General features: G+C 44.0%; 3 protein-coding genes. 2 read left to right on the top strand and 1 reads right to left on the bottom strand.

What is annotated here, in order from left to right:
- Nucleotides 1-1,113: 1,113 nt before the first annotated feature.
- The gene (locus INR99_RS17225) at nucleotides 1,114-2,391 is read right to left on the bottom strand and encodes a hypothetical protein (RefSeq protein ID WP_194117565.1); all 1,278 of its coding nucleotides are present in this window, start codon (nucleotides 2,389-2,391) and stop codon (nucleotides 1,114-1,116) included.
- A gap of 421 nt (nucleotides 2,392-2,812) precedes the next feature.
- Here INR99_RS17225 and INR99_RS17220 point away from each other — a divergent pair, with 421 nt between their 5' ends.
- Nucleotides 2,813-3,097, top strand: coding sequence for a hypothetical protein (locus INR99_RS17220; RefSeq protein WP_194117564.1), 285 nt, complete (start codon nucleotides 2,813-2,815; stop codon nucleotides 3,095-3,097).
- A gap of 59 nt (nucleotides 3,098-3,156) precedes the next feature.
- Nucleotides 3,157-3,486 (top strand): hypothetical protein (locus INR99_RS17215; RefSeq protein WP_194117563.1); only part of this gene is annotated, 330 nt, incomplete at its 3' end.

Raw genomic sequence — 3,486 nt, 5'->3', positions numbered from 1 at the left:
ATGTTTTGTACTTGAACTTCGAGTAGTCCAGTTTTTGCCCTTCAAACCCGCATGAAATCTACATTCTGCTCAATCCTGACATGTCCCCCCTAGCTCATGGGTACAAAAAAAGTACAAGCCAGAGCAAGTGTGTCTGATGCGATGACAAACTTCGCCAGTCTTTCGCTTACAGAAGTGTAACGCACATCCCACCACCCTTGACCCTTTCCTCACCTTCTCCATCCACGCCTGAGACTTTCAGTGTCGTGAGGGTTCCACGATGGTTTGATCCTATGCGGCCAAGGCTTGTGAAATGGTAGCGCTCCGGTTCGAGATGCTTGGGTGTGCTCTCCTTGAATGATCGGGAGGCTGCTGCACACTCCTTCTGACTCAACTGCTAACCCGAATGTCCTGCTGCACTCCAGACACTAAGGCTGATTTGATTTCAATTACTCAAGGCGCTCTGGAAATCTTATTACGATGCAGCCTGATGAAGCATAGTTTGGTAGGTGTCATGAATCGAGTGACCTAGATTCAGGTCGATATTATTGATCTGAGGTCGAATTCGATATGCCTAGGTGCTGAATGACACTGCACATCAAAATATAGCGGCCACTTATATTGAAATGGTCGCCCGAAGGCGACCATTAATCAACTAAACTTTCGAGATGAAGCTGTTTCCATATGCCCAACGAATCGCACCTTCTTGAGGTAGTTGTTGATTTTTTGTGCTGGAAATACCTTTTTTCCATATCCATCTATGCGAACTGGCGCGGGGAATTCTCCTGATGCTATTTTTTCGCCAAGTGTTTCTTTGGAGAAGCCGAACGCTTTGATAACAGAATCATAATCAATGTACTCGTGCTGCTTACACTGACGACCAGGAATTTCGAAATGCACAAGTTTTTTGTTTTTGGTTTGGTTGTCGTTGCGATTAGTTCCGGATGATTAACATAAAACCCTCTCTATCAGAATGTGTAATTAGTGGTCAAGTAAAGCTCACTCGACTTGAATAATTATACCGCGCATAAAAAATGCCGGGGGAAATTTTTTGAAATTTACTCTGTAGACCTCCATGCTTGGAATGTTTATAAACAATTGATGCTCCTACCTTTCTCTGTGAGGATTCGCAACTTAATGCGTGAATCGTATATCTGGAGCTGCAGAATTTAGAATCAGCTTAAATGCAATTTTCATGGCGTCTTCTAGGTGGTGTTGTTCTGTTTTTTTGACAACAAAAGAATCGTGCCAAGGAAGAACGACAACATCTTTTTTCATTAACTCTGTCATCACAACCTCTGCCACCATTGAATCAAGATATTGAAGAAGAAGCCCAATCTCTTTTTCCGTGGTGTGATCAGCCAGAAATTTCTCAATGAGTGGGTGTGTTTTTTTAAATTCTTGCAACATCGAACGTGCCTGTTTGCAATACTCACCCAAGCCTTCTTCTTGAAGGCGTTTACGTACAGCCATAACACACCCACCATTTAGCGCAACTAGTGCAACGCACTTCATCGCGTCTCGATTGAACAAGTCCCCTGTCTTAGGGTTTGTTATCAAATAGGGGTCTTGGCTACAACATTTTCCGGTGTAGTGAGCGTATATCATATTAATGTGTATTGCTTTGTAATCAAGCTCAATCGTATCTTCCCAATCAATCCGTATGTTTGATCTGAATGCATTATCCTTGTTCGGAATTGACTGAATGTCGTGATAAAATCGACCACCAAGATAGTCAGCTCCATTGAATACACGGTAAAGCTGGATTCCTTGTATCTCGACCCCCATTACAGACACTGAATGCTGCGAGATCAAACTATTGATTGCAAGTACGTTACGCTCAATCAGATCCACTGAATCTCGATAGTCGTTTGCATTATCTTTGCGGTCTTTTCTAATAATCAAGTCTTCACGTGTTTTTACTTTAATATAAGGAGGTGTTTTTCGCTGAAATTCACTGTATTTCTGCTGTCGTAACTCGTCTTCAATGGTGTCAATAAGGCGATCAGTTGGCACGTAACATCCTGATATTGAGCGTCCTTTCGCATTGTTGCCAACATATGAATCCATATAGCCATCCTTCTCTAGCTTTTCAATTATTTTCGATTTCAACAACTCGTCTCCGCTATTGCATTTTCGCGAATGAAGAACGGCGTCCATCTTTAATGACTTGCATAGATAAGCAGAGCCAATGACGCTTGAAGTCAATTTGGCAATGTGCGCTAGTTTATTTCTTGACTTGGTTAGTCTTTTGAATTTTAGGCTGAACCCATAGCAAAATATATTAAGCCCTAAACTTGCTTCGTCCACTGCTTTTAGCGGACGAGGGATGTCTTTCATTATTCGCTTCTTTGAGCGTTGATTTTTACCATCACAAATCTCGCAATAAACAATATTTCCTTTTATTGGCATTTACGCCCCATCCTTGGCTTATCTAATAAAAATAGAATACCATGGCTTTATATTTCCGGTGAGGGGGTTTTGAAATTTGGAGGGGGTGTGTGAATTTTTACAATACTGTATCGAGCTGTCTTCTTGGAAAGCAAAACTTTGATTAGATATAGAGTGAGGTTGCCTAAAAAAATACATAAGACAACGGAACGAGGCTGTACGTGAAGCATCAGAAGTCTATCCAAGTAGGACAGGACTACACTAGGCGGAACAGATATCGATCCAGAGGTACAGGACTACACTAGACGGAACAGATATCGATCCAGAGGTACAGGACTACACTAGACGGAACAGATATCGATCCAGAGGTACAGGACTACACTAGACGGAACAGATATCTATCAAGTAGGACAGGACTACACTAGACGGAACAGATATTCAAATGCCAAAGCGCGTACCCAAATCTGCAATCAAGGAAGCCGCCAAGAACTCCGGTATGACGGAGGAGTTTATGGAGGACTTTCTCAATAAAGTACCCGACTTGAAACCAGTGCCTGAGAAGTCGTTCATGTTTAACGCTGATGACCCTCATGATCCTATGGCGTTCTTCGAGGCAGCGATGATGCTCACCAGTACAGCCGAGAATCCCTGGACGGAAGAGGAAATCACTGAGGTGAGGGCGGAATATCTCGATCTGTTGGCGAGGGGTTTTCCTGAAGAAGAATGAAGACCTGCGTGGTAAGTTAACCCTGCAAGTAGTACGCGTTTGCTGCTGGTTCAATACCCATGAGACTTAATCAGGATATGCCCGACTTGGAGCAACCGAGACAGCCACCTGCGGACTGTCTTGCGTTCGCAATCATCCGCACTCAAGCGATCTACATCGGCTCAGGGCTTGATCAGGGGCACTCTATCGAGAGCAAGATGGTTCGTGCGTATGGAACACTGCACCACGCCAAGGATGGGCTTGGAGCGCTGCTGCTGCGCTACCAGGGCAAAGTAGATGGCCTGTGGATCAGCCGGAACCAAATGAGCTTCAGTTTTAACCGGCATATGCTGGGCATGTCATCCCTGCTGCAAACCGTACAGTATCAGGTGCTACCTGTACCGGTCGTT

Origin of the sequence: Chitinilyticum piscinae (genome assembly GCF_015223195.1) — a bacterium.
Classification (GTDB): Bacteria; Pseudomonadota; Gammaproteobacteria; order Burkholderiales; family Chitinibacteraceae; genus Chitinilyticum; species Chitinilyticum piscinae.
Note: the sequence above shows the minus strand (reverse complement) of the source record. Positions and strands in the feature narration are given on the sequence as shown.

Excerpts from the sequence above, each read along its gene's own strand:
- INR99_RS17220 (WP_194117564.1), top strand. The coding sequence starts at position 2,813 with ATGCCAAAGCGCGTACCCAAATCTGCAATCAAGGAAGCCGCCAAGAAC.
- INR99_RS17225 (WP_194117565.1), bottom strand. The coding sequence starts at position 2,391 with ATGCCAATAAAAGGAAATATTGTTTATTGCGAGATTTGTGATGGTAAA.